Annotated in this window: 15 protein-coding genes; 12 read left to right on the top strand and 3 right to left on the bottom strand. The window is 52.7% G+C overall.

The features are described 5' to 3' along the window. Positions 1-65 precede the first annotated feature (65 nt). From AC1RKG_RS06920 to AC1RKG_RS06895, 6 genes are all read left to right on the top strand, one after another. Complete coding sequence (locus AC1RKG_RS06920) at positions 66-344, top strand: hypothetical protein (protein WP_020826327.1); 279 nt, start codon at positions 66-68, stop codon at positions 342-344. 199 nt (positions 345-543) lie between these two features. Continuing rightward, a complete protein-coding gene (bssS, locus tag AC1RKG_RS06915) occupies positions 544-798 on the top strand; it encodes a biofilm formation regulator BssS (protein WP_020826326.1) in 255 nt (84 codons plus the stop codon). Between the two features lie 143 nt (positions 799-941). Then, positions 942-2,057, top strand: coding sequence for an N-methyl-L-tryptophan oxidase (gene solA / locus AC1RKG_RS06910; RefSeq protein ID WP_020826325.1), 1,116 nt, complete (start codon positions 942-944; stop codon positions 2,055-2,057). Between the two features lie 225 nt (positions 2,058-2,282). Next, positions 2,283-2,909, top strand: coding sequence for a LuxR C-terminal-related transcriptional regulator (locus AC1RKG_RS06905; protein WP_020826324.1), 627 nt, complete (start codon positions 2,283-2,285; stop codon positions 2,907-2,909). 133 nt (positions 2,910-3,042) lie between these two features. Continuing rightward, on the top strand, positions 3,043-3,159 hold the full coding sequence (locus tag AC1RKG_RS06900; protein ID WP_012006315.1) for a DUF2770 family protein: 117 nt from the start codon (positions 3,043-3,045) through the stop codon (positions 3,157-3,159). Between the two features lie 4 nt (positions 3,160-3,163). Further along, positions 3,164-4,141 carry a zinc-dependent alcohol dehydrogenase family protein gene (locus AC1RKG_RS06895; protein ID WP_493182457.1) on the top strand — a complete coding sequence of 326 codons (978 nt, stop codon included), beginning with the start codon at positions 3,164-3,166 and terminating at the stop codon, positions 4,139-4,141. Here the strand turns inward: AC1RKG_RS06895 and AC1RKG_RS06890 are convergent. Next, positions 4,128-5,180, bottom strand: coding sequence for an AI-2E family transporter (locus AC1RKG_RS06890; RefSeq protein WP_020826322.1), 1,053 nt, complete (start codon positions 5,178-5,180; stop codon positions 4,128-4,130). The two genes, AC1RKG_RS06895 and AC1RKG_RS06890, sit on opposite strands and share 14 nt — an antisense overlap. A 426-nt stretch (positions 5,181-5,606) precedes the next feature. Here AC1RKG_RS06890 and AC1RKG_RS06885 point away from each other — a divergent pair, with 426 nt between their 5' ends. Together AC1RKG_RS06885 and AC1RKG_RS06880 are read left to right on the top strand one after the other, a co-directional pair. Further along, positions 5,607-6,161 carry a cytochrome b gene (locus AC1RKG_RS06885; protein ID WP_046373919.1) on the top strand — a complete coding sequence of 185 codons (555 nt, stop codon included), beginning with the start codon at positions 5,607-5,609 and terminating at the stop codon, positions 6,159-6,161. A 23-nt stretch (positions 6,162-6,184) separates the two neighbouring features. Continuing rightward, positions 6,185-6,763, top strand: coding sequence for a YceI family protein (locus tag AC1RKG_RS06880; RefSeq protein ID WP_493182455.1), 579 nt, complete (start codon positions 6,185-6,187; stop codon positions 6,761-6,763). 38 nt (positions 6,764-6,801) lie between these two features. Here AC1RKG_RS06880 and trhO read toward each other — a convergent pair whose 3' ends face one another. Then, a complete protein-coding gene (gene trhO, locus AC1RKG_RS06875; protein ID WP_427690116.1) occupies positions 6,802-7,872 on the bottom strand; it encodes an oxygen-dependent tRNA uridine(34) hydroxylase TrhO in 1,071 nt (356 codons plus the stop codon). 207 nt (positions 7,873-8,079) lie between these two features. On the opposite strand from trhO, the gene AC1RKG_RS06870 reads away from it, so the two are divergent. Continuing rightward, complete coding sequence (locus tag AC1RKG_RS06870; RefSeq protein WP_142815517.1) at positions 8,080-9,177, top strand: NADH:flavin oxidoreductase/NADH oxidase; 1,098 nt, start codon at positions 8,080-8,082, stop codon at positions 9,175-9,177. Positions 9,178-9,195: 18 nt separating this feature from the next. Here the strand turns inward: AC1RKG_RS06870 and AC1RKG_RS06865 are convergent, their stop codons facing one another. Next, positions 9,196-9,357 (bottom strand): histidine kinase, encoded by a 162-nt coding sequence (locus AC1RKG_RS06865; protein WP_122078576.1) that lies wholly within the window; start codon positions 9,355-9,357, stop codon positions 9,196-9,198. A 274-nt stretch (positions 9,358-9,631) separates the two neighbouring features. Here AC1RKG_RS06865 and AC1RKG_RS06860 point away from each other — a divergent pair, with 274 nt between their 5' ends. From AC1RKG_RS06860 to mdtG, 3 genes are all read left to right on the top strand, one after another. After that, complete coding sequence (locus AC1RKG_RS06860) at positions 9,632-10,552, top strand: Kdo(2)-lipid IV(A) acyltransferase (protein WP_044549768.1); 921 nt, start codon at positions 9,632-9,634, stop codon at positions 10,550-10,552. Between the two features lie 104 nt (positions 10,553-10,656). Further along, on the top strand, positions 10,657-10,941 hold the full coding sequence (locus AC1RKG_RS06855; RefSeq protein WP_020826315.1) for a YciI family protein: 285 nt from the start codon (positions 10,657-10,659) through the stop codon (positions 10,939-10,941). Between the two features lie 199 nt (positions 10,942-11,140). Next, entirely contained in the window at positions 11,141-12,379 is a 1,239-nt protein-coding gene (gene mdtG, locus AC1RKG_RS06850; RefSeq protein WP_048762076.1) for a multidrug efflux MFS transporter MdtG, read from the top strand. Positions 12,380-12,727 lie beyond the last annotated feature (348 nt).

Below are 12,727 nucleotides of genomic sequence, written 5' to 3'. Positions count from 1 at the left end.
AAATTTCTGCTGGAAGAAAAGCCTTATCTGGTCTGTACTGAATGCTTTAACAGGAGATCTTTGACATGGCCCCGGACAAGGTTAAAACCGAAGAAACGATGACCTTTGGCGAACTGCTGGCGCTGATTGCCGATCAAAAACGCCGGCTGAGCGTACTTGAAGTGGCATTTTCCTACCTGGCCTTTGGTTTGGATGACAAAGCCAATCAACTATTGATTCACAGCCTGAAGCTGGAATCGCAGAATCAAAATCGTGATGCGGAAACGCAGAATCACTTTGCCCATCTGGCCGCAGAACTGGAAAAACGGTTACATGCCGCCCCGCCCCCTCCTGCTGTTGAATGACGGCGACGTCCCCATGCTGTATGTATTCTCATGGCGTGCTGCAGAATAATCACTCAAATAAATATTTATTTTACAAAATAAGCAGGGAAAAGCTCCACCCGCGAAATCAGATGCGTATACTGTAAAGGCCCACATGATGATGGGCCGCATTGATCCTCGTTAGTCACTCACGGTAGTTACTACTCAATAAGGGGTCTTTATGGACAGAAATGATGAAGTAATTCAGACGCACCCGCTTGTTGGTTGGGATATCAGTACTGTCGACGTTTATGACGCCATGATGATACGCCTTCATTACCTGTCTTCACTAGACCAGACGCCCGAAGACGCCCAAGTAGACAGAACGCTTTGGCTCACCACAGATGTCGCACGTCAATTAATCAATATCTTAGAAGCCGGCATCGCCAAGATTGAAGCAACGGATTACCAGGACCTTGATCGTAGAAAACACTAATTCACCGCACCAAAAAACCTAAGGCGCCAGCGATTTTCTCTGGCGCCTTTTTCTTTGCCGACAGGCAGCGCAACGGGTGCATTGCGGCGCTCAACCTTTTATCATAACGAAATAAGAAACGTATAACAGAGAGGTTACGGCACGTGGAATATGACTTAATTGTTGTGGGCAGCGGTTCGGTAGGTGCGGCGGCAGGCTACTATGCGACTCGAGCCGGCTTGAAAGTGTTAATGATAGACAGCGCCATGCCTCCACACCGTAACGGCAGCCACCACGGTGACACCCGCATCATCCGCCATGCCTATGGCGAAGGCGAAAAATATGTCCCGCTCATTCTCCGCGCCCAGGCCTTATGGAATGCGTTGATAAAACAAACCGGCGAAGAACTGTTTCAGGACTGCGGCGTGCTGAATATGGGTCCAGAGCCGTCTGAATTCATCCACAATGCGCAAAACAGCGCGAAGAAATTCCGCCTTAACACACAATTTCTGAGCGCAGAACAGATTAACCAACGCTGGCCGGAATTCAATGCACCGGAAGGTTACGTCGGCGTGTTTGAACCTGATGCCGGGTTCCTGCGTTCTGAAAAGGCGGTTGCCAGCCTGATCAAGCTTGCCAAAGAAGCCGGTTGCAGCCAGCTGTTCAATTGTCCGGTCACGGGGGTGCAACCTGTCGAGGGCGGTGTCGAAGTGGTCACCTCCGAAGGTCGCTTTCAGGGCCGTAAGGCCGTGGTCACCACTGGTACCTGGGTCAAGGCTTTGCTGCCGCAATTGCCGATTTCGCCGCTGCGCAAAGTATTTTCCTGGCATCAGGCCGACGGCCGCTACAGCATAAACAACCGTTTCCCGGCGTTCACCGTCGAAGCGCAAGACGGCAGCCATTATTACGGCTTCCCTGCCGATAACGACGGGCTGAAAATCGGCAAGCACGATGGCGGGCAACCGATGGAAACGCCGGATCAGCGCAAGCCCTTTGGCAGTTTCACCAGTGACGGAACCGAGGTTTTCCACTTCCTGCGTCAATTCTTGCCGGGTGTAGGGGTATGTTTACACGGTGAAGCATGCAGCTATGATATGAGTCCGGATGAAGATTTCATTATTGATACCCTGCCGGACTGCGATCGCTTGATGGTTATCAGCGGCCTGAGCGGCCACGGCTTCAAATTTGCCAGCGTGCTAGGCGAGATTGCCGCCCTGTTTGCCGAGGACAAAACCTTACCGATAGATATCTCTGCCTTTACGCTCAAACGCTTTAAATAACCCTCCTCAATGGACACAACCGCCCCCGTCAACACGTTCGGAGGCGGTTATGCCCCGCAGTTACACGCTGAATTTAGCGTATCAATTTGAAATATAGTGGGAATAATATTTCAACGGAAATTTCTGGCGCAAGTATCCGGATTTCCGAATTGATCCCCCGTGGTGTAAGTTCTATTTTACAGCTGATATGCCCCTGGTAATTTCTCGCTCAACAAGGACGTCACCATGAAACTGCTTGTCGTGGACGAATGCTGCTTCACCCGGGTCGGTATCGATAACTATTTTACGGACAATGTTTTCAGCCAGGTAAAATGTTGCCACAGCCTGGAACAAGCAACTCCGCTGCTGGATCACTACCGCCCAAGCCATATCCTGGTCAACCTTACCAAACACTGTCGTTACAGTGAGGATGATGCTCAATTGCAGGCTTTTATCGAGGCCACCCCATCCGCGCTGTTGTTTATTTATCTGGACACGCCGTACCCATACAGCGAAACACCAATGCGCATCGCTGACCACGCTTTCCTGTTCAACAAAGCCACATTACCCGTCACCCTGCGCATGATGCGGGAAAAGCCGGTCTCACTGATGGATTGCAGCGTGGAACACTCTCTGTTCAGCCCGCAGGAGCTGACGGTGATGAAACACTGGATGGCGGAAATGCCCAATTACCGCATCGCAAAAAAGCTGCAAATCAGCTCGCACACCGTTTATGTGCACAAACGCCACATCACAGAGAAAATCAACGCCCGTAATCGGCTAGAATTTTATTCGCTGTATAACGTGCTGCGCTATTTTTATCCGCCGAGCGTTCCCGTCAGCGCTATGTCACCTTCGTTGATGGCGGTATAACCGAAGCCTGCTGCAAAGCAGGCTGTTTTCACACGAGGATTCCCCCTGATACCCGACTTTACCTTCTCGGCAGTATTAACGCTGGCTGCAAAAATACTATAATCAGCCCGTCCTTATCTTTTGGCTGCTGAGAATGCTAAACAAAATACTGTCGGCGATCGTCAACAACGTCCGCGAACATCTGGTGCTGTATATCTGCCTGTGGCTGGTGCTGTTGGCGCTGGATGTCTATTTCTTCTTTATGCCTTAACCCCATGCCGCAGACTTTTCCCCGTTTGCGCTTTAGCCGATTCGGTTCACCGGAACAGGTGATTGCCCTTGAAGATGCCGTCATTCCTGCACTGCAGCCCAATCAACTGCTAGTGCAGATGCGCTACGCACCAATAAATCCATCCGATTTGATTCCCATCTATGGTCAGTATGCACACCGTACTCTCCTGCCTCAGGTTCCTGGCTACGAAGGGGTTGGGGTCGCGGTTGATCCTCGCGGTCAACCTACCGACAGACGCGCGCTCACCGTCATGGGCAATGGCAGTTGGCAAAGCTTTGTCACGATCGATAGCGCCAAAGCCATTTGGGTACCGGACGACATCGACGACGCCACTGCGGCACAAATCTACATTAATCCACTGACCTGCTGGGTATTACTGACACAATGGTTGCAGCTAAACGCGGGGGACATCCTGATGATTAACGGCGGCGGTTCGGCGATCGGCCTGCTGTTTTGCCAGTTGGCGGCTTTGCGCGGTATCAGATTGGTGGTTGTGGTGCGTAATCCCACCCATCGCCAGGCGCTGCTGAATGCCGGTGCCTGGCGGGTTATAGAAGGACAATTACTGCAGCAATATCGTTTGCAACAGCTAACGGGCCATGCGGCGCGTGCCGCGATCGACTGCGTCGGCGGTGAAGATGGCTTGCATCTGGCACTTTCGGTCAGCGTGACCGGCGATTTTGTCGCCCTGGGGTTGCTCGGCAACCGGCAGGTGGACTGGCAGTATATTTCTCGCCAACTCCGGCTTCGCACTTCCCTGTTTCACCTGCGCAAATGGAACGCACAGGCAACTGCGGTGCAGTGGCAGGCGGCATTCCAACAGCTGTTCAATCTGGTGAGACGCGGCCAATTGGTGTTGCAAAGTCCGGCGGCTATTTATCCGTTGCGGCATTATAAACTGGCACTGCAACACGCCGCCGACAGCAAAACCCAGGGGAAAGTCTTCTTTACTCCGGAGTAACCGGTTTGCCTGGCTGACCATCGCCGAGAATAACCGCCAATTTATGTCCCCCTTCGGTGGTCTCCAGGGCAATGCGGGTAATAATGGTCAGCGGCACCGACAGTAACATCCCTACCGGCCCCATCAGCCAGCCCCAGAAGATCAACGACAGGAAAACCACCAGCGTCGATAACCCAAGTCCTCGCCCCATGACGCGCGGCTCCAGCATATTGCCAATCACCAGATTGATCGCGATAAAACCTGCGGCTACCACCAGCGCATCACCAAAACCGTTAAACAGCAGCGCCTGGATCAGTGGCGGAACCGCGGCGATCACCGAGCCGATGTTGGGAATATAATTCAGCAAAAACGCCAGCAGCCCCCAAATAAAGGCAAAGCGCACGTCGACCGCAGCCAAAAATCCCCAGACGATGACGCCGGTTGCCAGACTGATCGCCGTTTTGATCACCAGATAACGCGTGACGCCGTCTAACGCACGCCGAATATTGGCGATGCCTTCGCTAGGTTTATCCAGCGCCTGCTGCAGTTTGTAAGGCAACAGCTGCACTTCAAACAGCATAAATACCACGGTCATCAGCAACAGGAAAATATTGGTCATGGCCCCCGAGAAACGGCTTAACAGGCGGGTGATCAAATTCATCGCCGAGCTGGGGTCAACATACTGCAGCATCGCTTCGGGGGATATGGTGATGTTGAGGCGATCGGCGTAATGCTGCAGCTCACTCAGTTTTTCCATCATCATGCCGCGGTACTGGGGGAGCGAACGGGCAAATTCGTTCAGCGATGCGCCCAATATGCCGATGAACAACATTAACGCCACCACGACCAGCACCACCAGTAAAGTCACACCAAGCACGCGCGGTATACGCCAGCGTTCTAGCTGCGTTACCAGCGGATTCAGTACCATAGCGAGAAACACCGCCAGTAAGAATGGCACCACGATATCCGCAGCCGCTTTGACGCCGGCGAGAATAATGACCAACATTGCCAACAAGATAGCCAGACGCAGGCTTCGATCGGTCAACAGGGTTCGGCCCATGACATTTCCTTTGTGTTAATGGTGTGACCCTGCGGGCCATCCGATGTGTCTTATGTTAGCAAACTCTGTTGTCCTGCCGCAGAGGTATTGCTGTATGAATAAACGTCCCACTTTTGCGGAACATTGACTGGAAATAATCGACAAACTTGACTAGCGATTTATTCGCCAGAACAACTCATGCTATTTACGTAAAATGACAAAAGCTGACAATAATAAATAAAACCATTATTTTTCAATCAATAACAATCCAACAATACACAATCACAATTATTACCTTCAACGATTTCACTGATTAACCTGACGCTATCTCAGCCAAATTCACTGATTAATATTTTAAAGAAGTAACATAGTTAAATTTATTATTGATTTTATGTTTCTTAAAGTTTAATTATTGCAGCCAGAAAATGTTGAAAGTAGGGAAACACCATGCTTTGGAAAAATACCGCCAACCGCTTTGGTCATATTTCAGTGTTGATCCACTGGTTGGTTGCGCTGACGGTGTACGGCATGTTCGCCCTGGGCCTATGGATGGTCACGTTGGGCTATTACGATGTCTGGTATCACCAGGCACCGGAAATTCATAAAAGTATCGGCACGCTGCTGTTCATCGTGATGGTGGTCCGGGTGATCTGGCGTTTTGTTTCGCCGCCGCCCAAACCGCTGGCCAGCTACGGTCGTTTTACGCGCGTCAGTGCGATTCTGGCCCATCTGGCGCTGTATGTGGTGCTGTTCAGTATCCTGATTAGCGGCTATCTGATTTCGACCGCCGACGGTCAACCAATCAGCGTATTCGGCTGGTTCGATATCCCCGCGACCGCCACAGGCATGGCGGAGCAGGCCGATACCGCCGGTACCATTCATCTTTACCTGGCTTGGGCCGTCGTGGTGCTGTCAGTACTGCACGCTCTGGCTGCGCTTAAACATCACTTCGTTGATCGTGATGTTACTTTGAAACGGATGCTGGGTAGCAGCGCCGATTAACCTTTGGACTTATGGAGATTGCTATGTTGAAGAAAACCGTACTGGGCTTGACCGCAGGTGCCCTGCTGCTGAGCGCTGGTTCCGCGCTGGCTGCCGACTACAAAATTGACAAACAGGGCCAGCACGCCTTTATCGAATTCCGCATCCAGCACCTGGGCTACAGCTGGCTGTACGGCACCTTTAAGGACTTTGACGGCGGCTTCACCTTCGACGAAAAAGATCCGTCCAAGGACAAGGTTAGCGTCACCATCAACACCGCCAGCGTCGACACCAACCACGCTGAGCGCGACAAACACCTGCGCAGCGCAGAATTCCTGAACGTCGAAAAGAATAAACAAGCCAAGTTTGAATCCACCGAAGTGAAAAAGAACGGCGAAGGTTATGCGGTTGTCGGTAACCTGACGCTGAACGGCGTGACCAAGCCGGTAACGCTGGACGCTAAACTGATCGGTCAAGGCAATGACCCTTGGGGCGGCTACCGTGCCGGCTTCGAAGCCAACGGTAAAATCAAGCTTAAAGACTTCGGCATCACTACCGATCTCGGCCCGGCGTCTCAGGACGTAGAGCTGATTATTTCCGTGGAAGGCGTTCGCGTGAAGTAATGCAAAAGCGCGGCAAGAACGCCGCGCTTATTTCAGGCTCAGCTGGCTGAGCCTTTATCTTCTTCCGGTGCCGGAATATGCATCGTGGTCTGCAATAACCCTTTCGACTTATTGAAAATCTTGATGCCATTCTCACGGCCGGCGCGGCGTGCACGCTGCTCTTCACGCGGCAGCTTCAGCTCTTCGCGGCAGATCTCGCTGCAGCAACCTTCAAACTTGGCAGCACAGCTCGGGCACTGAATAAACAGCAGGTGACAGCCGTCATTCTTGCAGTTGGTATGGGTATCGCAGGGTGCACCACACTGGTGGCAATTGGCGATCACATCGTCAGAAATCCGCTCGCCCATGCGCTCGTCAAACACAAAGTTTTTGCCGACGAACTTCAGCGGTAACCCCTGCTCTTTCGCCTTGCGCGCGTACTCAATAATGCCGCCTTCCACGTGATAGACGTTTTTGAAGCCGTTATGCAGCATATACGCACTGGCTTTTTCACAGCGAATACCGCCGGTGCAATACATGACAATATTTTTGTCTTTATTGTCCTGCAGCATCTCGACCGCCATCGGCAACTGGTCGCGGAAAGTATCTGAAGGCACTTCGATGGCGTTCTCGAAGTGGCCGACTTCATATTCGTAGTGGTTACGCATATCGACAAACAGCGTATCCGGATCGTCAATCATCTGGTTTACGCGATCGGCCTGTAAATACTCACCGACATTCGCTGGGTTGAAGCTTTCATCATCAATGCCATCGGCGACGATGCGATCGCGCACCTTCAGGCGAAGTACCCAGAAGGATTTGCCGTCGTCTTCCAGTGCGATATTCAGACGCACCTGATCCAACGCCGGATGCGAGGCAAACAACGCGGCTTTAAACGCCTCGAACTTGTTCTGCGGTACGCTGATTTGCGCGTTGATGCCCTCTTTCGCCACATAAATGCGGCCAAACACCTTCAGCTTGTCGAACTGAACGTAGAGGCTGTCGCGAAACGCTTTGGGATCGTCGATGGTGAAGTATTTATAAAAAGAAACTGTGGTGCGCGGTTCGGTTTCCGCCAGCATGCGCGCCTTCAGTTCCTCGTTAGAAATTCGGTTATGTAACACTGGCATGGTGTACTTTCCTGTCTTTCGGAGGTGACTGATTTTGATGCGCGCCGGCCGCCGGCCCACGCGCGGCGCACATAATACCCGAAAATGTAGCTCAAAACAGCATTAACGCACCGGTGATAACAAAGGCTGGAAGCTTGACGTCGCTCACAAATCTCGATAAGCCTTAAGGGAGCTTATCCCATTTTTACCACGGACCTGGAGGACGTCATGAGTCAGCTATTTACCCCGATTACGCTGGGGAAACTGAGTTTGCCCAACCGTATAGTTATCGCACCGATGTGCCAATACTCCGCCGATAACGGCAAGGCCACCGAATGGCATACGATGCATCTCGGTCATCTGGCATTGTCCGGCGCAGGCCTGTTGATTGTCGAGGCCACGTCGGTCGCCCCCGAAGGACGCATCACCCCCAACGATCTCGGCCTGTGGGACGACGCGACGGAACAGGCGCTTGCAGAAGTGGTACAAGCGGTAAGAAAACACGCCACTTTGCCACTGGGCATTCAGCTCGGCCACGCCGGGCGCAAAGCATCCTGTGCCGTTCCCTGGGCCGGTGGGGGCCAACTGAACAGGGCAGACGGCGGCTGGCAGACGCTGTCCGCCTCGGACATCCCCTTCACCCAGCATGATGCCTCTCCGGCAGCAATGAGCCTGGAACAAATTGAACAATTGAAAGCGCAGTTCGTTACCGCGGCGAAACGCGCCGATCGGCTAGGTTTTGAACTGATTGAACTGCATGGCGCACACGGTTATCTGCTACACCAGTTCCTGTCACCGCTGTCTAACCAACGTAACGACCAGTACGGCGGTTCATTGCAAAACCGCATGCGTCTACTGCTGGAGATTTACAATGAAGTGCGCGCCGTATTCCCGGCACAAAAAGCGCTTGGCGTGCGTATTTCCGCTAGCGACTGGGTCGAGGGCGGCTGGGATGAACAGCAGTCGGTAGCCTTGGCAAAAGCACTGAAGGAGCTGGGTTGCGACTACATCCATGTTTCCAGCGGTGGCCTTTCGCCATTGCAGAAAATCCCGGTGGGGCCGAATTACCAGGTGCCGTTCGCCGAGACCATCAAGCGGGAAAGTGGGCTGCCGACCATTGCCGTGGGGTTAATCACCGAGCCGGAACAGGCGGAAGCGATTGTCGCCACCGGGCAGGCGGATATGGTGGCGCTGGCGCGCGGTATCCTTTACAACCCACGTTGGCCATGGCACGCCGCCGCCAAATTGGGCGAGAAGGTCAGCGCGCCACCGCAATATTGGCGTTCTGAACCGCACGTATTGAAAGGGTTGTTCAAAAACGACTGATGATTCTGGGGTAGATGCTCAGCCTCTGCCCCGACATTCGGTAAAACCGGAAATCACGATACCTGCCAGCAATGCGACACCTGCCACCAGCAGTAACGGATTTAACTGCAGGTGTGCGCCAACGCTGCCCAACAGTGCTCCTGAGACTAATAAACCCGCACTTAACCATGAAGCCAACATACATCCCCCTAAAAATTTGGGCAAAATTATACGCCGCCCACGACTGCCAACCTTATCCTTTTGAGCGCATCAGCCCAATTAATCGCCAAATCATGTCCATTCATCACTAAAAATTATGTTTTAATGCGGTGTTTTTTCACGTTGCGTGATAAAAGTGCCACAATACTCGGTTATAAACGGCAGAAAATGGATAGACGGCCAAATCTCTTCTGGATGTCAGCCATACTATCACTCTGTTATTATCATTAAATGACTGCTTCTAAGCTGAGAACACATGACTCAAGTTCCCTCTTTTAATCGTTCTTTACTGCATCCGCGTTATTGGCTTACCTGGTTCGGTATCGGTTTGCTCTACTTATTGGTCTTGCTGCCTTACCCGATTATTTATCGTCTTGGCACTCGACTTGGCCGTTTTTCCATGCGTTTTCTCAAGCGCCGCGTGGCGATTGCCCAACGTAACCTGGTGTTGTGCTTCCCGGATATGCCACAGGCCGAGCGCGATGCGCTGGTGGTACAGAATTTTGAATCCGTCGGCATGGGGCTGTTTGAAACCGGCATGGCGTGGTTTTGGCCGAACTGGCGTATCGAGCGTTGGTTCAAAGTCAGCGGACTGGAGCATATTCAAAAAGCACGTGACAACCATCAGGGCGTTTTGTTGATCGGTCTGCACTTTCTGACGCTGGAACTGGGCGCCCGCATCTTTGGCATTCACAATCCGGGCATCGGCGTTTATCGGCCGCACGACAACAAGCTGATGGACTGGCTGCAAACCTGGGGCCGCATGCGCTCCAACAAATCCATGCTGGACCGCAAAGACGTGAAAGGCATGATCCGGGCCCTGAAACAGGGTGATATTATCTGGTACGCTCCGGACCACGACTACGGCCCGCGCAGCAGCGTGTTCGCCCCGTTGTTCGCCGTTGAAAAAGCCGCCACCACCACCGGCAGCTACGTGCTGGTACGAATGGGCAAACCGGCCATTATTCCCTTTACCCCACGCCGCTTGCCGGACGCTAAAGGGTATGAGCTGATTATGCAGCCGGCGGTGGAAAACTTCCCGCTGGATAATGAGCTCGAGGCCGCTGCGTTTATGAATAAAGTGGTCGAAAAAGAGATCCTGATGGCACCGGATCAATACATGTGGCTACACCGTCGCTTCAAGACCCGCCCAGAAGGCGAGCCTTCACTCTACTGACTTCTGACCCGCCATTTGGCGGGTTAGTTTTTTATGCCGCAGATCTTGAGAAACGACGGCAACGGTGGGATGGTAAAGCCTTCGTCGTTCATCCTGGAGCCGTTATGTACATCGTTAGCCTGACCTACCATCGCCCGATAGAAGAAGTCGACAGCCACCTCGAGGGGCACATCGCCTGGTTGAAAAAATACTTCCAGGACGGCACCTTTATCGCCTCCGGTCGCAAAAACCCGCGCACCGGTGGTGTGATCCTGGTGAAAGGGATAGATCGTTCACAGCTGGATACCATCGTGGCGCAAGATCCCTTCAATGCCGTGGCTCACTATGAGATAACCGACGTAGCCCTCTCGACAACCTCCAGCGGTTTTGAACTGCTCGCCGGGCTTTAAGTAAGCTTTTTTCCGCGCGCACAGCGCGGAATACTGTCTATATTCAATTTTTAAAACTTTATTTCATTTTCAGAATATCCCCTGCCACATCGATTGATGCCGCCTATAATTAAGCGCATACTTACCAGGCTAACTTTTTTGCTTTGCCCCATTGCCTGTGCACACGCGCAAAGCGCTCCTCCTTTTGCAGCAGGAATTTATGGCTTCGGCACCAGAACCCATCAACTGGAAACGCAACCTTTTCGTCACCTGGCTGGGGTGCTTCCTGACCGGTGCCGCGTTCAGCCTGATCATGCCCTTCCTGCCACTCTATGTAGAAACCCTCGGTGTTACCGGTCACGAAGCCTTGAACATGTGGTCCGGTCTGGTATTCAGCATCACCTTCCTGTTTTCAGCAATTGCTTCCCCTTTCTGGGGCGGTCTGGCCGACCGCCGCGGGCGTAAGTTGATGCTGTTGCGATCGGCGCTGGGCATGTCGATTGTGATGCTTTTAATGGGTATGGCGCAGAATATCTGGCAGTTCTTGGCGTTGCGCGCGGTGTTGGGCCTGCTCGGTGGCTTTATTCCCAACGCCAACGCGCTGATTGCCACCCAGGTACCGCGCAATCGCAGCGGCTGGGCGCTGGGCACCCTGTCCACCGGCGGCGTCAGCGGGGCATTGATTGGCCCGTTGATCGGCGGTTTACTGGCCGACCAGTACGGCCTGCGACCGGTGTTCTACATCACCGCCGGCGTGCTGTTGGCCTGCTTTGTTTTAACGCTGCTGTACGTTAAAGAACAATTCACCCCGGTACAGAAGAAAGACATGCTGCATGCTCGCCAGGTTTTCGCAGCGCTGAAAAGCCCCAAGCTTATCCTCAGTCTGTTTGTGACCACTATGATTATTCAGGTTGCCACAGGATCCATTGCGCCGATTCTGACGCTGTACGTGCGCGATTTGGCCGGCAATATCCATAACCTGGCCTTTGTCAGCGGCCTGATCGCTTCTGTCCCCGGCGTCGCCGCGCTGATGAGCGCACCGCGGTTAGGCAAGCTGGGCGACCGGATAGGTCCGGAGCGCATTCTGGTGTTTATGCTAATCGTATCGGTGCTGTTGCTGATCCCCATGGCCTTTGTGCAAACCCCATGGCAGCTCGGCGTGTTGCGCTTCCTGCTTGGCGCCGCCGATGGCGCACTGCTGCCGGCCGTACAAACACTGTTGATTTATAACTGCACCAATCAGGTGGCCGGCCGGATCTTTAGCTATAACCAGTCATTCCGGGATATAGGCAACGTCAGCGGCCCGCTGATGGGCGCAGCGGTTTCTGCCAGTTACGGCTTCCGGGCGGTGTTCTGCGTGACCGCAATGGTGGTGCTGTTCAATGCAATTTATTCCTGGTGGTGTTTGCAACGACGCCCGACGCGAATGCGTGAAGACACCCTGCAAGAAGAGCAATAGCCGTATTTATCACCAGTTCTGTGCTCAAACAGAGCCGAGTCCCTGTTTACCTTACTTTTAGTATTGATACCCTCTGTGCCTCTTCACCCTATTCCCATAAGAATAATCTCAATGTAATTCCATGTTTTTGAACAGATAATTAACTTTTAGCGCAATAAACCAGCTGTCAATAACAATCCCGCCTTAACCAACATAAAAACCAGGAAAGGAGATGTTTGTCGACTTTTCATCTAAAAAATGGGATACAGGGACTAGACAAAACCATCATCCAGTTATCAAATGGTTAAATAATATCACGCCAGTTGTAAATCATTGGCCAAGTGAAAAAAGGCTAACGCGCTTTCCACG

Source organism: Serratia sp. GW822-FHT06D09 (genome assembly GCF_058799515.1).
The sequence above is the reverse complement of the archived record's forward strand: the minus strand, read 5'-3'. Positions and strand labels throughout refer to the sequence as shown.

Bases quoted from the DNA above. Each gene is read 5' to 3' on its own strand.
- AC1RKG_RS06895 (WP_493182457.1), top strand. From the start codon at position 3,164: ATGCCGCAGACTTTTCCCCGTTTGCGCTTTAGCCGATTCGGTTCACCG.
- mdtG (WP_048762076.1), top strand. From the start codon at position 11,141: ATGGCTTCGGCACCAGAACCCATCAACTGGAAACGCAACCTTTTCGTC.
- trhO (WP_427690116.1), bottom strand. From the start codon at position 7,872: ATGCCAGTGTTACATAACCGAATTTCTAACGAGGAACTGAAGGCGCGC.
- AC1RKG_RS06860 (WP_044549768.1), top strand. From the start codon at position 9,632: ATGACTCAAGTTCCCTCTTTTAATCGTTCTTTACTGCATCCGCGTTAT.
- AC1RKG_RS06870 (WP_142815517.1), top strand. From the start codon at position 8,080: ATGAGTCAGCTATTTACCCCGATTACGCTGGGGAAACTGAGTTTGCCC.
- AC1RKG_RS06855 (WP_020826315.1), top strand. From the start codon at position 10,657: ATGTACATCGTTAGCCTGACCTACCATCGCCCGATAGAAGAAGTCGAC.
- AC1RKG_RS06920 (WP_020826327.1), top strand. From the start codon at position 66: ATGGCCCCGGACAAGGTTAAAACCGAAGAAACGATGACCTTTGGCGAA.
- bssS (WP_020826326.1), top strand. From the start codon at position 544: ATGGACAGAAATGATGAAGTAATTCAGACGCACCCGCTTGTTGGTTGG.
- AC1RKG_RS06885 (WP_046373919.1), top strand. From the start codon at position 5,607: ATGCTTTGGAAAAATACCGCCAACCGCTTTGGTCATATTTCAGTGTTG.
- AC1RKG_RS06905 (WP_020826324.1), top strand. From the start codon at position 2,283: ATGAAACTGCTTGTCGTGGACGAATGCTGCTTCACCCGGGTCGGTATC.
- AC1RKG_RS06865 (WP_122078576.1), bottom strand. From the start codon at position 9,357: ATGTTGGCTTCATGGTTAAGTGCGGGTTTATTAGTCTCAGGAGCACTG.
- AC1RKG_RS06900 (WP_012006315.1), top strand. From the start codon at position 3,043: ATGCTAAACAAAATACTGTCGGCGATCGTCAACAACGTCCGCGAACAT.
- AC1RKG_RS06880 (WP_493182455.1), top strand. From the start codon at position 6,185: ATGTTGAAGAAAACCGTACTGGGCTTGACCGCAGGTGCCCTGCTGCTG.
- AC1RKG_RS06890 (WP_020826322.1), bottom strand. From the start codon at position 5,180: ATGGGCCGAACCCTGTTGACCGATCGAAGCCTGCGTCTGGCTATCTTG.